Source organism: Rhizobium sp. YTUHZ044, from assembly GCF_051123975.1.
GTDB lineage: Bacteria > Pseudomonadota > Alphaproteobacteria > Rhizobiales > Rhizobiaceae > Rhizobium.
Map to the genome: position 1 here is coordinate 1,623,815 of NZ_CP101426.1, position 18,141 is coordinate 1,641,955.

Annotated in this window: 16 protein-coding genes; 4 read left to right on the forward strand and 12 right to left on the reverse strand. The window is 61.4% G+C overall.

Annotation, left to right across the window (positions count from 1 at the left end; all coding sequences use genetic code 11):
- Positions 1-22 precede the first annotated feature (22 nt).
- From NL154_RS08035 to NL154_RS08050, 4 genes are read right to left on the reverse strand one after another with little or no spacing between them, the layout of a single operon-like run.
- On the reverse strand, positions 23-583 hold the full coding sequence (locus NL154_RS08035) for a GNAT family N-acetyltransferase (protein WP_210628171.1): 561 nt from the start codon (positions 581-583) through the stop codon (positions 23-25).
- 6 nt (positions 584-589) lie between these two features.
- A complete protein-coding gene (gene sseA / locus NL154_RS08040) occupies positions 590-1,459 on the reverse strand; it encodes a 3-mercaptopyruvate sulfurtransferase (RefSeq protein WP_221122768.1) in 870 nt (289 codons plus the stop codon).
- Between the two features lie 15 nt (positions 1,460-1,474).
- Entirely contained in the window at positions 1,475-2,212 is a 738-nt protein-coding gene (locus NL154_RS08045) for an alanyl-tRNA editing protein (RefSeq protein ID WP_138396748.1), read from the reverse strand.
- A gap of 5 nt (positions 2,213-2,217) precedes the next feature.
- On the reverse strand, positions 2,218-3,255 hold the full coding sequence (locus NL154_RS08050) for a cysteine synthase A (RefSeq protein ID WP_210628169.1): 1,038 nt from the start codon (positions 3,253-3,255) through the stop codon (positions 2,218-2,220).
- A gap of 238 nt (positions 3,256-3,493) precedes the next feature.
- Between NL154_RS08050 and NL154_RS08055 the strand changes: the two genes are divergently transcribed.
- A complete protein-coding gene (locus NL154_RS08055; protein ID WP_221122769.1) occupies positions 3,494-4,138 on the forward strand; it encodes a ChrR family anti-sigma-E factor in 645 nt (214 codons plus the stop codon).
- A gap of 99 nt (positions 4,139-4,237) precedes the next feature.
- The gene (locus tag NL154_RS08060) at positions 4,238-5,074 is read left to right on the forward strand and encodes an SDR family NAD(P)-dependent oxidoreductase (protein ID WP_221122770.1); all 837 of its coding nucleotides are present in this window, start codon (positions 4,238-4,240) and stop codon (positions 5,072-5,074) included.
- A gap of 159 nt (positions 5,075-5,233) precedes the next feature.
- Here the strand turns inward: NL154_RS08060 and NL154_RS08065 are convergent, their stop codons facing one another.
- Entirely contained in the window at positions 5,234-5,560 is a 327-nt protein-coding gene (locus NL154_RS08065) for a hypothetical protein (RefSeq protein ID WP_210628166.1), read from the reverse strand.
- Between the two features lie 260 nt (positions 5,561-5,820).
- Between NL154_RS08065 and NL154_RS08070 the strand changes: the two genes are divergently transcribed.
- On the forward strand, positions 5,821-6,486 hold the full coding sequence (locus tag NL154_RS08070) for an HAD-IA family hydrolase (RefSeq protein ID WP_405047658.1): 666 nt from the start codon (positions 5,821-5,823) through the stop codon (positions 6,484-6,486).
- Between the two features lie 30 nt (positions 6,487-6,516).
- Here NL154_RS08070 and NL154_RS08075 read toward each other — a convergent pair whose 3' ends face one another.
- The 7 genes from NL154_RS08075 to NL154_RS08105 all read right to left on the reverse strand — a co-directional run bounded on the left by NL154_RS08075 (position 6,517) and on the right by NL154_RS08105 (position 16,713).
- The gene (locus NL154_RS08075; RefSeq protein WP_221154911.1) at positions 6,517-9,174 is read right to left on the reverse strand and encodes a nitrate reductase; all 2,658 of its coding nucleotides are present in this window, start codon (positions 9,172-9,174) and stop codon (positions 6,517-6,519) included.
- Positions 9,175-9,519, reverse strand: a complete 345-nt coding sequence (nirD, locus tag NL154_RS08080; RefSeq protein WP_210628163.1) for a nitrite reductase small subunit NirD — start codon at positions 9,517-9,519, stop codon at positions 9,175-9,177.
- 10 nt (positions 9,520-9,529) lie between these two features.
- On the reverse strand, positions 9,530-11,980 hold the full coding sequence (gene nirB / locus NL154_RS08085) for a nitrite reductase large subunit NirB (RefSeq protein WP_434733875.1): 2,451 nt from the start codon (positions 11,978-11,980) through the stop codon (positions 9,530-9,532).
- A 16-nt stretch (positions 11,981-11,996) separates the two neighbouring features.
- Positions 11,997-13,238, reverse strand: coding sequence for an MFS transporter (locus NL154_RS08090; RefSeq protein WP_210628161.1), 1,242 nt, complete (start codon positions 13,236-13,238; stop codon positions 11,997-11,999).
- 482 nt (positions 13,239-13,720) lie between these two features.
- Positions 13,721-15,001: a CmpA/NrtA family ABC transporter substrate-binding protein gene (locus NL154_RS08095; RefSeq protein WP_210628160.1), complete on the reverse strand. Its 1,281-nt coding sequence runs from the start codon at positions 14,999-15,001 to the stop codon at positions 13,721-13,723.
- Between the two features lie 34 nt (positions 15,002-15,035).
- A complete protein-coding gene (locus NL154_RS08100) occupies positions 15,036-15,623 on the reverse strand; it encodes an ANTAR domain-containing response regulator (protein WP_011425077.1) in 588 nt (195 codons plus the stop codon).
- 85 nt (positions 15,624-15,708) lie between these two features.
- The gene (locus NL154_RS08105; protein ID WP_210628159.1) at positions 15,709-16,713 is read right to left on the reverse strand and encodes a LacI family DNA-binding transcriptional regulator; all 1,005 of its coding nucleotides are present in this window, start codon (positions 16,711-16,713) and stop codon (positions 15,709-15,711) included.
- Between the two features lie 224 nt (positions 16,714-16,937).
- On the opposite strand from NL154_RS08105, the gene NL154_RS08110 reads away from it, so the two are divergent.
- The gene (locus tag NL154_RS08110; RefSeq protein WP_210628158.1) at positions 16,938-18,077 is read left to right on the forward strand and encodes a sugar ABC transporter substrate-binding protein; all 1,140 of its coding nucleotides are present in this window, start codon (positions 16,938-16,940) and stop codon (positions 18,075-18,077) included.
- Positions 18,078-18,141: the final 64 nt, after the last annotated feature.

Below are 18,141 nucleotides of genomic sequence, written 5' to 3' on the forward strand. Positions count from 1 at the left end.
CTTGGACGAGCAAATCAAACCTTCAGCTTTTCCGCGCAAGCTCCAGCAGTTCCTTGTCACTCAGCGGCCGCACAATGCCGGTGCCTGTGGACACAGGGGAGAAGCCGTACATCTGATAGAGCTGCAGTGCGCGCGGATGGTCGAGATTATTGGTGGTCGTGGTGACGCGCTTCGGATCGAGCGCCCAGATCGCATAGAGCGCCTGCAGCAGAAACCATTTGCCGATGCCAAGCCCGAGCGCATGTTCGATCAGGCCGAAATGGCTAAGTTCGATCGTCTCCTCGTCCTCGCAGAAATACTCGTAGAATCCAGCCGGCGCGCCATTCACGTAGAGGACGCTGATATTGTTGCGCTTGTCGTTCAGCGTTTCGGTGAGTTGCTCGTCGCTCATGCGCAGCCGGTCCACCCATTGCCAGCGCGCCCCCACCTGTCGGTAGAGATAGCGGTAGAAGGGCAGTGGTATGCCTGGCGCACGCATGATCGCCGTCTGGATATTGACGGGCACCGGCATGCTGGCCTTCGGCGCCGCTGTCATTTCAAGACGGGTGATATGAGCTTTGAGCGAAGCGGGCGTCTTTCCCATGGCGGTTCAGGCTTTGACCGGCGTCGGTGGACCGGTGACAACAGGGGTATCGTCACGGCTGCCCCATTCGCTCCATGAACCATCATAAAGCTTGTTGTCGTGATGGCCGAGGGATTCCAGCGCCAGCGTGATGATCGCGGCCGTTATTCCCGAGCCGCAGGAGGTGACGACCGGCTTAGAGAGATCAATCCCGGCCTTTTCGATCGTCTGCCTGAGTTCGGGTAGCGACTTGAACCGACCCTGGTTGGCGAAGACACCGGAGGGCAGGCTTCGGGCGCCGGGCATATGGCCGGAGCGCATGCCGGCACGCGGCTCGGGTTCGGTAGCGGCGAAGCGGCCGGCGCTACGGGCGTCGGCGATCTGCATCGCACCGCTCGAGACGATGTCACGCATGGTATCCAGCGTCACGACGCGGCTCTCGTCGAAGTCAGGCGTAAACGTCGTCGGGGCATAGCTGGGGGCCGCTGTTTCGAGCGGACGGCCCTCGGCCTTCCAGCCGTCGAGACCGCCGTCGAGGACGAAGACGTTCTTGGTGCCCATCACCCGGAACAGCCACCAGACGCGGGGCGAGGCAAACACGCCGATACCGTCATAGACGACGATGCGATGATTCTCGCTGATGCCGAGCTTGCCGACTTCGGCGGCGAAGTAATCGGGCGAGGGGATGGTGTGGGGCAAAGACGTCGAGTGGTCGGCGATCTTGTCCTGATCGAAGCGGATGGCCCCGGGAATATGGCCGGCCGCATATTCGGCATCGGCGTCGCGCTTCTGCGCCGGCAGGTAGAAGGAGGCGTCCAGCACGCGCAGATCCGGCTTGCCGAGCTCGGCCTGCAGCCAGTCGGCCGAGACGACGAAACGGCTCTTGCTCTCAGTCATTATGGTCTCCCCTTGTCAGGCTTCTTCGCCGGGCGTGCCGAATCGGATTCGGAAGCGGCGGTTCTCCTTGCCCTTCTTTTCGATCTTGGCGATATGGATCTGACCGACTTCCTGCGTCTCCGAGACATGTGTGCCGCCGCAGGGCTGGCTGTCAATCGAGGAGTTCTCGCCGATACAGACCAGACTGACCCGGCCGAGCCCCATCGGCGGGCGCACGTTCTTTGATTTGACGATGTCTGGGTTGGCCGCAAGCTCGTCGTCGGTAATCCATTGCAAGTAGACCGGATGGTTCTGGCCGACGAGTTCCATCAGCTTGGCCGTGACCTCGTCCTTGTCGATCGTCTCGCTCATGTCGAAGTCGACGCGGCTTTCTTCCTCGCCGACCGCGGCCCCGGTGATCGGATAGGAGCAGATGACCGACAGCAGGTGGCAGGCCGTGTGCATGCGCATCAGCCGGTAGCGGCGCGGCCAGTCGACATGCAGCACCAGCGTCTCGCCAACCTCCGGCCGCGGCTCGTTCTCGAGCGGCACGTGGATGATGACGTCCTTGCCGGCGCCGTGTTTCGTCTGGCCGAGTGCGATCTTGGTGCCGTCGGCGCGTTCAAGCTGGCCAGTGTCACCGGGCTGGCCACCCGAAGTGGCATAAAAGCAGGTCTGGTTGAGCTCGATGCCCCCGTCGTCGTGAACGGCGGTGACGACCGCCTCGCATGTCGAGAGATAGAAGTCGTCACGATAGAGGGCATTGACGGGCATCGGTCTCACACGGGTTCGTAGGGAACGTGTATGTCGGAAGACCGAGCCATCCAGCCCGGAACGGGCAGTCCTTTCGACCTCAGGAAATCCGGATTGAAAAGCTTCGACTGGTAGCGGTTGCCGTAGTCGCAGAGGATTGTCACCACCGTGTGACCGGGGCCGAGGTCCCGGGCGAGATTGACGGCGCCGGCAACATTGATCGCCGTCGAGCCGCCGAGGCACAGGCCCTCGTTTTCGACGAGATCGAAAAGATAGGGAAGTGCTTCGGCATCGGAGACCCGATAGGAAAAGTCCGGCATGAAGCCCTCGAGATTGGCGGTGATGCGGCCCTGGCCGATGCCCTCGGTGATCGATGAACCTTCGGATTTCAGCGTGCCGTTCTTGTAGAATTCGTAGAGAGCGGCGCCATCGGGATCGGCGATGCCGATCTTGACGTCGGCCTTGAAGGCCTTGAGGCCGGCAGCGACACCTGCCAGCGTGCCGCCGGAACCGACGGAGCAGATAAAGCCGTCGATTTTGCCGTCGGTATCCTTCCAGATTTCCGGCGCGGTCGTTTCGACATGCGCCTGCCGGTTGGCGACGTTGTCGAACTGGTTCGCCCAGATCGCGCCGTTCGGTTCGCTCTTTGCCATTTGCTCGGCAAGGCGCCCGGACACTCTCACGTAGTTGTTCGGGTTCTTGTAGGGAACGGCCGGCACTTCGACGAGTTCGGCGCCGAGCAGCTTCAGCGCGTCCTTCTTTTCCTGGCTCTGCGTTTCCGGGATGACGATGACGGTGCGGTAGCCGAGCGCCTTGGCGACCAGCGTCAGCCCGATGCCGGTATTGCCGGCCGTGCCTTCGACGATGACGCCGCCGGGCCGAAGCAGCCCCTTCCGCTCCGCATCGCGGATAATGTAGAGCGCGGCACGGTCCTTCACCGACTGGCCGGGGTTCAGGAACTCCGCCTTGCCGAGAATGGTGCAGCCGGTTGCCGCGGAGGCACCCTTGAGTTTGATCAGCGGCGTGCTGCCGATGGCTTCGAGGACGGAGGGATGGAAGGTCATGGAATCTGCCTCTTTCGAACTCTTACTTTAGGAACGGTCTTTTCCCTTCACAAGGCTGTGTTGGCAAGAAATGCTATTCCATGCCCCTGACGGCCACGATAAAATTTAGCTTTCTTGCCCGAAATGGCCCGCGAGCGCGATCCCACCGTGTCGCGGTGATCCGAAGATTGACTTTCCCCGTACGGATGAGGACAAAGCGACAACGGAACACGGGCAGCGGGGCGTGGCCGAAAACCGAATGGATTACAAGCAGATCGACACGATCGACGCATTGATGGCGCATTATGTCGCCGGCTCCTTGCCCGAGCCGGCACGCGTGCTCGTACACTCCCACCTGGAAATGAAACCTGACAATCGCAACTTGGTGAAGGCACTCGAGCTGCTGGCCGGAGAGGCGCTGGAAAACACGACGGAAGCCGCCATTGCCGACCGCAAGCAGCACCTTGCGGCAATCTTCTCCACCGCTTCTTCCGATTCTGAGCCAGAGGCAGCCAGGAGACCGGCAACTGCGCTGTTTCCCCGTGGGCTGCGCGACCTTGTCGGCTTCGAAGTCGAGGAGGTCGCCTGGCGCAGGCGGCTGCCCGGATTTAAAGAATACTCGCTCAACATGGACGGCTGCGAGGTCCGTCTGATGTGGATTCGCCCTGGACGCGCCTTTCCGGCGCACACGCATAAAGGCGTGGAACTGATCCTCGTTCTCGACGGGGCTTTCAACGATGAGCGCGGCCATTTCGGCCCCGGCGACATCTCGATTGCCGATGAAACTGTCGATCACCGGCCGGTTGCCGAAAGGGACAGGCCTTGCATTGCCTTGGCTGTTTCGGATGGACCGATCCGGCTGACCGGGTCCTTTCGTCAGATGATCGGCGACCTGATCGGCTGAAAGCAGCCACAATGGTGTGATAAAGCCGTAAATCCGGGAGGCGCAAAGAACTTCCGGGCCTGTTTTCGTGCTGGTCAGGCAGAGCCGGAGGAGCATGTCATGCGTGATTTCATCGCCCGTCCCGAACATGGAATCGTCTGGATCTCGGGCGCGAGCTCGGGTATCGGCCGGGCGCTTGCGCTGAAGCTTGCCGGCGAAGGATACAAGGTCGCGGTCACCGCCAGAAGCCACGAAAAGCTGGTCGAGCTGCAGGCCGAAGCCAGCGGCCTTTCCGGCAACATTATCGTCCTCGACGGTGATGTCACCGATGCTGAGGACATGGAACATGTCCTGGCCTCGATCGAATATGAGCATGGCACGCTGGCCATGGCCATCCTCAATGCCGGTATCCATCTGCCTGTTCACGCCGAAGACCTGAACCGCGCCGATTTCGAAATGAGCTTTGCGGTCAATCTTTCCGGCGTCGTCAACTGTCTGTTGCCGACGATCCGCCATATGAAAGCGAAAGGGCAGGGACAGATCGCCATCGTCTCTTCCGCCACAGGCTATGGGGGCCTGCCGACGGGGGCTGCCTATGGCGCCACCAAGGCGGCGTTGATCAACATGGCCGAAAGCCTGAAATTCGATCTCGACAAGATGGGCATCCGCATCCAGCTCATCAGCCCTGGCTTCGTTGACACGCCGTCAGTGGGGAAGAGCGCATTTCCCATGTCAGCGGCGCTGGTGTCGCCCGAGGAGGCTGCCCGCCAGATTGCTGCCGGGCTGAAATCGGAGGCTTTCGAGATCGCTTTCCCCAGGCGCTTCACGACGATGCTGAAGCTGGCGCGTCTGCTGCCTTATGGCGCTTATTTCCCGCTGATGAACCATCTGACTGGCTGGCGGCAGCGGCCACCGCTCGATGATCACCATCCGGTGATGCCGCACCCTGCGGAATGATCAATGGCGCAATAAGACGGGTGGTCGGAACGCGCGGATCAAAAGGTCTGATGCGGAAGAAGTCTTTATTCGCCGCGACATGAAAAGGCCGGCATAAACCGGCCTTTTCCGATGTGGTGCGCTTTTGCGCGACATGTTTCAAAACGGGCGATTGCCTGCTCAGTTGTCGTATTCGCGGCAAGCTTCGCTGATTGATGCGCCGCTCTCACCGCCGCGCGTATCGACACCGGTCCGCTGCTGCGGCATGCCGGCGCATTCCATCGCCTGCGGCGGTTGGATGCTCTGGGTCGTGGTCGGATCGACGGGCGCGACCTGGACAGGGTGCATGCCATTGTCGCTGTTGGTGTAATCGGACGAATAGTTACCCGAACCCGGATCGGTCGAGCCGCCATTTGTCGGTCCGATGGGATCCGGATTCGACTGAGCAAAGGCTGACGATGCCATGCCGATCGCGAGCAGCGAAGCGGCAATAAGGGATTTGGTCATGAGGATATCCTCCTTTGATTTTCATCACGGATGACCTCTGAGTAACCACCTGCAGGAGTCATTGTTCCGATCTTTTTGAAAAACCTGCACGCGGAGTTTGCATCGTGCGCAAACCTTAACGGCCCAAGTTGCTGGAAAGGCTCCAAACCACGCAGCGTCGCTGTCCTGCGCAGGCTTGCAAAACGCAGCGATTTGCCGTTTCATCGGCACCACCACCGTCCGACACTCCTCCTTATCGAGCTACGCCCTTGTACCCGCCGATGCCCCATGGCTTCGAAAAGCCTTATGCCGCCTTCCTCTTCGACATGGACGGCACCATCCTCAATTCGATCCTCGCGGCCGAGCGTGTTTGGAGCGACTGGGCAAGAGGCCATGGGCTCGATGTCGGCGCCTTCTTGCCGAAGATGCATGGATCGCGTGGCATTGACACAATCACCCGGCTTAACCTGCCGGGCGTCGATCCCGAACACGAGGCAAGGCTGGTGACCGAGGCTGAAATTGCCGATGTCGGCGATGTCGTTGCCATTTCCGGTGCCGCGGCGTTCCTCAGTTCGCTGCCGCTGGATCGCTGGGCGATCGTCACCTCTTCGCCCTCGCGTCTTGCCCACCGCCGGATGGAAGCGGCTGGCCTGCCTCTGCCGAAATTCATGGTGACGGCGGAGGATGTGACGGTCGGAAAGCCCGATCCGCAATGTTATATTCTCGGCGCCGAACGCCTCGGCGTCAGCACGCGGGATTGTCTGGTGTTTGAGGATGTTGCAGCTGGCATCAAGGCCGCCGAGGCGGCGGGCGCTGATGTCATGGTCGTTACGGCAACCCATCACCATAAGATGGAGACGCCGCATCCGACCATCTCTTCCTATGACGAGATCGCCGTCCGCATCTCAGCCGACCGTCAAATGCTTGTCGTTCCGAGCGCAACCTGACATCCGACGTCAGCATCCGCGGTTGCGCATTCACTCCGCCGCTGCGGCAAGACAGCGATCGATGATCCTGCCGATTTCGCTGCGGCAGGAGCCGCAATTGGTTCCGGCGCTCGTTTCCTTGCCCACCGCTTCGACGCTATGGCATCCGCCGCGCACCGCGGCAGCGATCTGGTTGACCCCGATACTGAAGCAGGAGCAGACGGTGGCACCGGGATCCGGTCGACCGGCCCCGGGGCGGCCTGCGACCAGCGCAAAGCGTTTCCTGAGGTCGCCATGCACGACGGAGAGTTGCGAGATTGCCCAGTTGCGTGCGACGGCAACCGGTTCGCGAGCGAGAAACAGAGCGGCAAGCAGGATCTCGCCATCGAAGAAGGCGAGCCTCAGGTCGCCGGATTGCCGATCGGCGTAACCCAGGGGTTCGATCTCGGCCGGAATGGCGAAGACCTTCCGGCACCAAGCCGTCCAGTCTTCGACAGCCTCGGTGAAGGCAAGCTCCAGCCGCCAGCCGCCGGCAGCCTTTGCCACCGCCCAATAGGCCGCGGCGGGTGTGTCCGGTTTGATGGCCGAGACCGCGAAACCGTAATGGGTGGCGCGGAAGGGCCGAACGGCAACGGCAACATTCTTCGACGCCGGTTGGCCGGAAAGAGGGTCGGTGATCGGCGCGACCACGGCGTCGATCCGCGCTTTTGCCGCGAACTGGTCGTTCCAGTGCATCGGTGCGAAAACGCCGCCGCGCGCTTGGCGGTCGGCCACCAGCGCCCGCACGATTGCTGTGCCCTGGGGGCTCTCGATTTCGACGAGGCCGGCGCTTGATATGCCGTTCTCGATCGCATCGCGCGGATGGATCTCGGCAAAGGGTTCGGCGATATGGGCGGAAAGCCGCGCGCTCTTTCCGGTTCGTGTCATCGTGTGCCACTGGTCGCGGATGCGGCCGGTGTTCAGGGTGAAGGGAAAATCGGCATTGGTACGATCGGTTGCCGGTGGTTTGACCGCAACGAAGCGCGCCTTGCCATCGGGATGGAAGAAGCCGCCCCCGGCGAAGAAGCGGGTGACGGCGGGAGCCGTCCCTGCCGGCTGCGGCCATTGAAAGGGCGACAGTTCGTCGAAGGCGCCACCGCTGATGTCGGCGTGGACGCCGATATCGAAGTCGCGGCTGCCGTTGTTTTCGAAGGCGGAAAGCGCGGCATGTTCCCCAAAGATTGCCGCCGGCGCGTCAAAGTTGAAGGCGGCGCCGAATCCCATGCGGCGTCCGACCTCCGCAAGCTGCCACCAGTCGGCCCTGGCGTCGCCCGGGACGTCGAGAAACGGCCGCTGCCTGGAAATGCGGCGTTCGGAATTGGTGACGGTACCATTCTTCTCGCCCCAGCCGAGCGAGGGCAAAAGCACATGGGCGTGGCGGGTCGTATCCGTCTCTTTCAGGATGTCCGACACGACGACGAAGGGACAGGCGGCGATCGCGCTTTCGACGCTGTCGGCATCCGGCATCGACACAACAGGATTGGTGGCCATCACCCAGAGCGCCTTGATGCGCCCGTCCGCCACTGCGCGGAACATGTCGACCGCTTTCAAACCGGGCTTTGCGGCAATGACGGGCGAATTCCAGAAGCGTCGCACGCGGTCCCGGTCATCCGCATTCTCGATCGCCATATGGGCCGCAAGCATATTGGCAAGGCCGCCGACCTCACGCCCGCCCATGGCGTTGGGCTGGCCGGTCAGCGAGAACGGCCCCATGCCGGGACGGCCGATGCGGCCGGTCGCGAGGTGGCAGTTGAGGATGGCATTGACCTTGTCGGTGCCGGAGGAGGATTGGTTGACGCCCTGGCTGTAGCAGGTGACAACCTTCTCAGTCGTCTCGAACAGGCGGAAGAACTCCCGGATCTGCATGGCCGGCAGGCCGGTCCGTTCCAGGAGCTCGTTGATATCAAGCGCGGCCGCTGCCGCAAAGGCGTCGCCGAAGCCTTCCGTATGGGCGGCGATATAGTTCTGGTCGATCGCCGGGCTCGTGGCGAGATGCGCAAGCAGTCCCGTGAACAGCGCGACGTCGCCGTCCGGGCGGATTGCGAGATGCAGGTCGGCGATATCGCATGTCATCGTCCGGCGCGGGTCGATGACAACGATGCGCATGTTGGGTCGCACCACCTTTGCGGCAGCGAGCCGCTGGTAGATGACAGGGTGGCACCAGGCGAGGTTGGAGCCGGTCAGGACCACCAGGTCGGCAAGCTCGATATCCTCATAGGTTCCGGGCACCGTATCGGCGCCGAAAGCACGACGATGGCCCGCGACGGACGAGGACATGCAGAGCCTGGAATTGGTGTCGATATTAGCTGAGCCGATGAAGCCCTTCATCAGCTTGTTGGCGATGTAATAATCTTCGGTCAGCAGTTGCCCCGAGACGTAGAAGGCAACCGAATCCGGCCCGTGTTTGGCGACGGTTTCGGAAAAGCGCCGGGCGACGAGATCGAGCGCCTCCTCCCAGCCGCTGCGTTCGCCCGAGATTTCGGGATAGAGAAGCCGGCCGTCGAGATCGATGGTTTCGGCAAGAGCCGAACCCTTTGAGCAGAGCCGGCCGAAATTCGACGGATGCTCGGGATCGCCCTTGACGCTGACCGCGCCAGCCTCGTCGACCGTGGCGACGACGCCGCAGCCGACGCCACAATAGGGACACGTGGTCTTGACCTCTGTCGTCATCTATTCCGCCGCCATCATCAGGCTTTCGAGCGCGATGAAGAGAGCGCCGTCCTCGTTACGGATCGGGATGATCCGCACCGCGCCCTCGTCGGCGCCGAGCGCCTTGCCGGTTTCGAGAGAGATCACCCAGTTGTGCAGAGGGCAGGTGACGGCTTTGGCGTGCACGATCCCTTGCGAGAGCGGACCGCCCTTGTGCGGGCAGTGGTCCTCGATGGCGAAAACCTCATTTTCGGCCGTGCGGAAGACGGCGATCTTGCCCTGCGGCGTCTTCACGCAGCGTGCACCACGCAAGGGGATATCGGAGATGTCACCGATCGGATGCCAGTTTTCATTGGGCCAGGTCATATCAATCTCCTTATTCAGCTGCCTGCGGGTAGCCGATCGTCGCCATCGGCTTGAACTCGTGCTTGTCCTTGCCGGAGACACGCTCCGACCACGGATCGACCTGGGCGAATTTCTGGGAGAAGACGAAGCGGTCGTAATAGGCTTTGCGCTTTTCGGCATCGCCCATGATCTGCCGGCGGATTTCCTCCAGGCCGATACGCTTGGCCCACTTGTAGATGCGCTCGAGGTACCGGGCCTGTTCGCGATACATCTGCGTCAGGGCCACGATATGCTCCAGCGCCTCGTCTTCGGTCTTCACCAGCCCGAGCACCTCGGTGCCCTTGATGTCGAGACCGGCCGCACCGGCGAAGTGGATCTCGAAACCGGAATCCACACAGATCACGCCGATATCCTTGCAGGTTGCTTCCGCGCAGTTGCGCGGGCAGCCGGACACCGCCATTTTCAGCTTGGCCGGCGTCCAGGAGCCCCACATGAACTTCTCGATGCGGATGCCGAGCCCGGTCGAATCCTGGGTGCCGAAACGGCACCAGTCCGATCCCACACAGGTCTTCACGGTACGCAGACCCTTGGCATAGGCCTGGCCCGAGACGAAGCCGGCCTTGCCGAGATCGGCCCAGACGGCGGGTAGATCTTCCTTCTCGATGCCGAGCAGGTCGATGCGCTGGCCGCCCGTCACCTTCACCATCGGGATCTCGAACTTGTCGACGACATCGGCGATAGCGCGCAGCTCGTTCGAATTGGTGACGCCGCCCCACATGCGCGGAACGACGGAATAGGTGCCGTCCTTCTGGATATTGGCGTGGACGCGCTCGTTGATGAAACGCGACTGATAGTCGTCGGCATATTCATCCGGCCAGTCGCAGACGAGGTAATAGTTGAGCGCCGGCCGACATTTGGCGCAGCCGCATGAAGTTTTCCATTCCAGCTCCTGCATGACGGCAGGGATGCTCTTCAGGCCCTTGGCCTTGATCAGCCGGCGAACGTCGTCATGGCCAAGCTCGGTGCAGGTGCACATCGGCTGCACGGCAGCCGGATTGTAGCTGTCGCCGAGCGTCAGCGCCATCAGTTGCTCGACGAGGCCGGTGCAGGAGCCGCACGAGGCGGATGCCTTCGTATGGGCGCGCACATCGTCGAGCGACGTCAGCCCCTTCGACTTGATCGTCGAGGTGATCTTGCCCTTGCATACGCCGTTGCAGCCACAGATTTCCGCGTCATCCGGCAAGGCTGCAACGGCCGCCATAGGGTCCAGCGGCGACCCTCCCTGATAGGCCTGACCGAAGATCAGCGTTTCGCGCATCTCCGAAATGTCGGTCGCCTTCTTCTTCAGGTCGTTGAACCACGCGCCGTCGGCGGTTTCGCCATAGAGCACGGTGCCGATGATCTTGTTGTCCTTCAGGACCAGGCGCTTGTAGACGCCGGCGCTGGCATCGCGCAGCACGATCTCCTCGCGATCGTCGCCGTCGGCGAAATCGCCGAGCGAATAGAGTTCGATGCCGGTGACCTTCAGCTTGGTCGGCGTGTCCGCGTGAACGAAGGCGGGGGACCGATCGCCCGAGAGATGGGCGGCGGCGATACGGGCCATTTCATAGAGCGGCGCGACGAGGCCGTAGACCATGCCGCCCACCTCGGCGCATTCGCCGAGCGCCAGGATATCGCCGTCAGAGGTCTGCATGCCGGCATCGACGACGATGCCGCGGTTGACCGCAAGACCGGCGTCCTTCGCCAGACCGACATTCGGCCGGATGCCGACGGCCATGACGACGAGGGTTGCCGGGATGATGCGGCCGTCATCGAGCTCGATGCCTTCGACCCTGCCGTTGCCGATGATTGCCTTGGTGTTAGCCTTGCAGATCACCTTGATGCCGCGTTCCTCGACCGCCTTCTGCAGGAGATAGCCGGCGGCAGGATCGAGCTGGCGCTCCATCAGCGTCGGCATGACGTGCAGGACGGTGACGTCCATGCCGCGCTGGGCAAGGCCGGCCGCCGCTTCCAGACCGAGCAGGCCGCCGCCGATGACGACGGCCTTTTCGCGCGACTGGGCGGCAAGCAGCATGGCCTGCACGTCGTCGAGATCGCGATAGGTGATGACGCCCGGCAGATCCTTGCCTGGAACCGGGATGATGAAGGGCACCGAACCGGTTGCGATCACCAGCTTGTCGTAGCTTTCGGTGACGCCGTGGTCTGACGTTACGGTCTTGGCTTCGCGATCGATGTTGACGATCTTGTGGCCCTTGTAGAGCACGATGCCGTGCTTGATATACCAGCCGTCACCGTGAATGATGATCTGCTCGTAGTCCTTTTCCCCGGAGAGAACCGGCGACAGCATGATGCGGTCGTAATTGACGCGCGGCTCGGCATTGAAGATCGTCACTTCATAGCGTCCGGGCGCCTGTTCGAAGAGGTGCTCCAGCATGCGCCCGGGCGCCATGCCATTGCCGATGATAACGAGTTTTTCAGTCATATCTACAGTCCTTAGATCAGGTTGCAGCCACGGGCGCGGAGTGCCCCTCGCGCGACAATTGCTTGACGGACAGGTGCATCCAGATGAGCGAGATCGCGACGATCGCGAAAAGCAGCAGGAAACAGCTGGACCAAAGGCCGGTCATATCCTTGAGGAGGCCAAAGGCGATCGGCAGGATGAAGCCGCCGAGCCCGCCCATCATGCCGACGATGCCGCCGACGGCGCCGACGCTGTCGGGGTAGTAGGCCGGAATGTGCTTGTAGACGGCGGCCTTGCCGAGGCTCATGAAGAAGCCGAGCGCGAAGATGACGACGATGAAGATGACCGGAGTGATCGCTGTGGCCGGCAGCGAAAGGATGAGGGTGGCCACAGCCGACACGGCAAACATCGCGTACATGACGCTGCGCGCGCCCTTCTTGTCCGACAGCACGCCGCCGAAGGCGCGGAAGATGCTGCCCGGGATGGAGTAGGCGGCCGCGATCATGCCGGCCGTTTCCAGGTTGAAGCCGTAGACGCCGACGAGATAGCGCGGCAGCCACAAGGAAAGGGCGACGAAGCCGCCGAAGGCGAAGAAATAATAGAGCGAGAAGCGCCAGACCTGAACGTTCTGCAGCGGCGCGAATTCCTCGGCCAGGCTCTTGGAGGCGACGCCGCGGTTGCGGCGCAGCCGGAAGGCCGGGTCATCTGATGTGGTGAACCAGAAGACGATTGCCATCAGCGCCAGGCCGACGGCCCAGATCTCGGCAACCGCCTGCCAGCCCCATGCGAGCAGAACGAAGGGGGCCGCGAATTTGGTGACGGCCGCGCCGACATTGCCGGCGCCGAAGATGCCGAGCGCCGTCCCCTGCTTCTCCGCCGGGAAGAAAGGCGAGACATAGGCGACGCCGACTGCGAAGGAGCCGCCGGCAAGACCGACACCGAGGCCGGCGATCAGCATCTGCGTGTAGGTGTGGGCGTAGGAAAGCAGGAACGTCGCCAATGCGGCGGCAAGCATCGTCAGCGTGTAAACGAGACGGCCGCCGTAACGCCCTGTCCAGATGCCGAGAACGATGCGGACGATCGAACCTGTGAGCACGGGCGTGCCGATCAGCAGGCCGAACTCGGCCTCGTTCAGCCCGAGTTCCTGTTTGATGCGGATGCCGATGATCGCGAAGATCGTCCACACGGCAAAACAGAGGGTGAAGGCCACAGTGGAGATCCACAGTGCTTTGGCTGGTTCGCCGGCTGACATGGGCTGCACTTTCTCAATGGCAGACATAGCTTCTCCGTGGCCCGACAAGGTCGTGCCGATCCATTGCTGGGGGTTAAAACAAAAAAGCCGCTGGTCAGGACGCGCTTGCACGAGGCGCGCGAATATCCTGATCAGCGGCTTTGCTGGCGGCGTCCGCCGTTGGACGCCCAATCATTGGCCTTCCGGCCTATCTACCTCAAAGCAACCCGAAGACCGGGTTGCCGAAAATTTGATCGACTACCGTTTGCTTTGCATGTCGCAACGTAGCCCGTGTCTTGATGAGCGCCTGCGTGTGCCCTTGCCCCGATCGTCGTTGATCTGTGCAATACAAGCAATGCAAACCGCGTGCCAATTTTCTACGTGTTGCTCAAGTCTTTGAAATAAAAGCTCTTCGAGGGAGATTTTGGCCTTGCCTGTTTTTCGAGCAGCGGCAGAAGTGCAAATCTTTTGTGCGTTGCGATAGGGCGAGCGCCGATCCGTGCTGGCGTTTTGTGCAGGCAGGTCTGGCATCAGCTTTCGTCGTTGCCGGTGAAGAAGGGCAGGGTACTCCTGACGGCAAAGCCCGCGACATAATCCGGCAGCTCTGCGGGATCGAAGATCCGACCATCCATGAAGCGATCGTTCTCTTCGCCGCCTTCGATGCGAATATCGGCGTCAACAGGCGCGTTGTTGTCGCCTAGAGCTGCGCGATAGAGGTCCGGGCGGTAGGCGGAGGTGGCGGCCCGTGCCTTGTTGAGGCTGGTCTCGGCCTGCCCCCAGCGAATCATCTGGCTGTAAATCCAGAGGGCATGGCTCGGCCTCGGATAGTTGGCGAAACCGGAATGGAACTGGAAATAATCGGGGATGACGCGGCGGTTGCTCCTGGCATCGAGGTTGAATTCGCCGGCGAGAACGCTGCGGATGATGTTTACCGGGGCGGCGATGTAACGGGGATCGGCAAGGGCGGCCGCCAACGCGTCGTGATTGTCCGAGCGGTCGCACCAACGCGCTGCAGCGTCGAGCGCCACGATCAATCGGGAAACGGTTTCGGGATGGCTTTCGGCCCAATCCGGCCGCATGCCGATCACCTTTTCAGGAGCCGAGGGCCAAATATCCTGCTTGGCGGCGACGATACGGCCGAGCCCGCGCTCAGAGGCAACCATATTCCACGGGGCGCCTACACAGAACCCGTCGATCGCACCGGCCGCCAACGCGTCGGACGTCATCGGCGGCGGCACGACGACGAGCTTGACGTCCTTGTCGGGATCGATGCCGCCCGCCGCCAGCCAGTAACGGAATTCGTAATTATGGGAAGAGAAGGGATAGGTAACGCCGAAGGTCGGCAGCGGCTCTTCGCGTGCCTTCATTGTCGCCAATGTCTTTGCCAGGGCGCAGGCATTGGCGAGCGCGCCTGCCGTTTCCGGCAAGCGGGCGTCCTCGCGCATCCTCTCGAAGAGCCGGGCCGACAGGGTGATGGCATTGCCGCCGCGCCCCAACGAAAAAGGCGTGATCGTCGGCGACGGGTTGGAACCGAGGCCGAGCATCGAAGCGACCGGCATCGGCGAAAGCATATGGGCGATGTCGAACTGGCGAAACGCCAGGCGGTCGCGAACATTCGCCCAGGAAACGTCCTTGACGAGATCGAGGGTCAGGCCTTCTTTCCGTGCAAAACCGAATTCTGTCGCCGCAATCAGCACTGATGCGTCGACAAGCGGAATGAACCCCGCCCGCAGCACCTTCGCGCCTTCGTTGTTCACACGTGCGGGCAAGGGCAGCCCGCCGGAATTGGCGGTCTTCGTCATCATATCCACTCCGGTGTCCTCCGGAAACTCGCAATATCGGCCATTACATCAAAAGCCCCGCGGCGGTGACGACGCTCTGAGCGATCTCCGACATCTTCTTCTTTTCGTTCATTGCCGTCTGGCGCAGCAGGGCGAAGGCCTCTTCCTCGGAGAGGCCGCGCATTTTCATGAGTATGCCCTTGGCGCGCTCGATGAGCTTGCGTTCTTCAAGCGCCGAGCGGGCATCGGCGAGTTCGCGCCGCAGCCGGCTGAAGGCATTGAAGCGGCTGACGGCCATGTCGAGGATCGGCTTGACTCGCTCCTTCTTCAATCCGTCGACGATATAGGCCGAGACGCCGGCGTCGACGGCGGCCTCGATCGACGCCGTATCGGAGCGATCGACAAACATGGCGATCGGGCGGCTGACCGTGCGCGTCAGCTGGAACAGATGTTCCATCATATCGCGGTTGGGATTTTCGATATCGATGATGATCACGTCAGGCATCAGCGTTTCGATCGTTCGCGCGATGCCGTTGACCTCATGTACCACGGTGACGCGCGCATGCCCTGCCTCGCGCAGTCCTTCCTCGATGATGGAGGCGCGTATGGCATTTTCGTCGATCACCAGAATTGTCAGATCGCGATGCGTCATTGGTACAATTTATGACGCGCGGCAGCAATTTTTGCAAGATGTACGCCCGAAAAATGTGCGCAAGAAAACGCTGCACAAATTATAATCATGTTGCGGTGCTTTCGCGCGGAATTAAGGCGTAGCCAAGATCAATCTGCTGCCCTTTGGATGTGACGGAGGAGGTGAGCGCGGTCAGCACCTTTTCAGCGGCCAGTTTTCCGGTTTCGAAGCGGCGGGTCAGGACCGAGGAGAGGGACGGTGCGGCGCAGGCGGCAAATTCGAGATCATGAAATCCCATGATCGCTATGTCGTCCGGCACCCGAATGCCGCGTTTGCGGCACTCCTGCATGGCGCCGAGCGCCAGATTGTCATCCGTGCAGAAGATCGCCTCCGGAACCTCGCCGCCGGCACACGTGATGGCGAAGAGATTGGAGCCGAGCGCGACGGAGCTGTAGCGCGGCTTCTCGGCGATGATCTGCATATTCGGCAAATCGGCCTGCTGCATCGCCGCTCGGTAGCCGTCGAAGCGCGACTGAGCACGGTGATCGAGATTGCCGGTGAGGAACGCGATCCGGCGTAGGCCGCGTTCGATCAGATGTTGCGTGGCGGTCTGCCCGGCTTGTTCCTGCGACATGCCGATATTGAGATCGATCGGATCCGCCGAAAGCTCGAAGGTCTCGACCACGGGAAGATGCGCTTGTGCCAGAAGCTGCCGCGATAGTGGCGTGTGATGAGTACCAGTGATGATGATCGCCTCTACCCCCTGGCCGAGAAGCGCCTTGATGGCGTTTTCCTCCTCGATCTCGGAATAGCGGCTATTGACGACGATTACCTGGAAGCCCGCGGCGACCAGGACGTCGTGAAGCGCAAACAGATATTCCGCGAAGATGACGTTGTAGAGGGTCGGAACAATGACGCCGATCGCATGCGTGCGCGCGGAGGCGAGGCGGCTTGCGGCTATATTGGGGACATAGCCGAGTTCCTTGATGGCGGCGTCGACGCGCAGCCGCAGGGCTGGCGAGACCGCATGAGGCTTGCGTAATACTCTCGAAACAGTAATCGGGCTGACACCCGCGAGATTGGCAACGTCATCAAGGGTTATCCGCCGCATGGAGTTCCGCCGCTCGTTTGAAAAATCAGATTTCATATTCTCTCATGGCAAACAACATTGCCACAACTATAGTTGATAGCGCTAACAAATGCGATTTGACAGCGCTGTCAGCTATGTTAATTTGAAATGTACCGGAAAAATAGGGATGGAATATTTCCGGGCCAAATATGCACATTTAGAAGCATAGAAGAGGCGGCTCAGTTCGCCGGAGGAGGAGAACATTCATGCGTAAGGTGAAGAAAGCAAAACTCGCCCGTATTGCCGCGTTTTCTGCGTCCGCATTTGCCTTGCTCTGTGGCGCGGCCAGCGCGGAGCCAAAGGTCGTATCCGGTCCCGCCGCCGACCCCGGATGCATGGTGCCCTGGGCAGCGGACACACAGTTCCTGCAGTATCCGAAGAAGGACGGCCCCTATCGTATCGCGCTGGCGAACGGCTATATCGCCAATACTTGGCGTATCCAGATGGTGCAGACGGCCAAGGCCTATGCCGCTCAACCGGATGTCGCGGCCAAGCTCAAGGAATTCAAGGTTGTTTCGACCGGCGAGGACGTGCCGGCACAGATCTCCGCGATCAACAACTTCATCGATGCCGGTTATGACGCCATCGTGGTGAACGCTCAAAATCCCACCGCCTTCGGCCCGGTGATCAAGCGCGCCAAACAGGCCGGTGTGATCCTCGTTGCCTTCGACAACATTCTTGACACCAAGGACGCGATCAACGTCAACGTCGATCAGAAGGGGCTCGGCGTCATCTGGGCAGACTGGCTGATCAAGCATCTGCCGAATGGCGGCAAGGTGCTGGAAGTGCGCGGCGTCGCCGGCACTTCGGTGGACACGGATCGTCACAATGGCATCCATGAGACCCTGGACGCCTCCGGCAAGAAATTCACCGTGACCGAAGTGGTCGGAAAATGGGATGACGGCGTTGCTCAGAAGGCGGCGGCCGATGCCATCGCCACCAACGGCCCGTTCGACGGTATCACTGCCCAGGGCGGTGATACCGGCGTCGTGCAGGCGATGATCGATGCCAAACATCCCTTTGTTCCTTTCGGCGGTGAGACGGAAAATGGTTTCCGCAAATTCTGCGCCGCCCATGCCGCCGACGGCTTGAAATGTTCGTCCGCCGGCACGGGACCGGCCCAGGTCGCCGTCGCCATCAAGACCGCGATCGCGGCACTTGAGGGCCAGGTCGTGCCACAGGCGATCAAGCTGCCGACAGCGCTGGTTTCTGACCCGGATTTCAAGGATGGTCAGGATTATTATCCAACTCAATCCGACAACTTCTTCGTCGGCAATTCCTTCCCGACCTGCGGCATCAATTTTACCGCCCAGGAAATCATGGGGCAGACCAAAGAGAACCAATAGCAGCCTTCCTCGGATATGATTGCGGGTGTTCGCACCCGCAATCTGGCCACGACAGAGCGAACGG